This window comes from Nocardioides sp. CPCC 206348, assembly GCF_048654705.1.
Lineage (GTDB): Bacteria > Actinomycetota > Actinomycetes > Propionibacteriales > Nocardioidaceae > Nocardioides.
Genome location: NZ_JBMCZA010000173.1, coordinates 5,394 through 5,938 on the forward strand (window position 1 = coordinate 5,394; position 545 = coordinate 5,938).

At 71.2% G+C, this 545-nt stretch carries 2 protein-coding genes; both read left to right on the plus strand.

The annotated features are described in order from the left end of the window. On the plus strand, positions 1–185 hold a 185-nt coding region (locus ACOADB_RS13635), incomplete at its 5' end, for a hypothetical protein (protein WP_378599460.1). Positions 186–207: 22 nt separating this feature from the next. Beyond that, on the plus strand, positions 208–545 hold a 338-nt coding region (locus ACOADB_RS13640; RefSeq protein ID WP_378599463.1), incomplete at its 3' end, for a VOC family protein.

Consider the following 545-nt stretch of genomic DNA (forward strand, 5'->3'; position numbering starts at 1 on the left):
TGCTAGCAGGAGGAACGGCCATGTTCGGACGACGCAAGGCGAAGCGCGCAGCAGAGGTGGTCCCGCCGGAGTTCCCCGTCTGTGGTCAGGTCTACCTGTTCCAGCGCGAGGCGGAGCGCGCGGCACGGGAAGCCGCCGCGGGGGAGCCGCCGGTCGGCGAGGCCGAGGTGCAGCAGCCGGATTGATCGGGGTACCTACGGTGTCGCCATGTTCCTGGAGAACGTCGTCTTCGACGCCACGGCCCCACAGGTCCTCGGTCGGTTCTGGGAGGCCGCGCTCGGTACCGAGCGGCTGACCGACGTGCCCGAGGGGTTCGAGACCCGGCTGACCGTGCCGGACGGGCCGGTGCTCGACCTCTGCTTCCAGCGGGTGCCCGATCAACCCGCCGAGCCCCAGCGCCTCCACCTCGACCTGTACGGCGGTGCGGACCAGGCAGCCGTCGTCGAACGACTGGTCTCGCTGGGCGCGAGCCCCGCGGACATCGGGCAGGGTGACGTGCCGTGGGTGGTGCTCACCGACCCCGCGGGCAATGCCTTCTGCGTGCT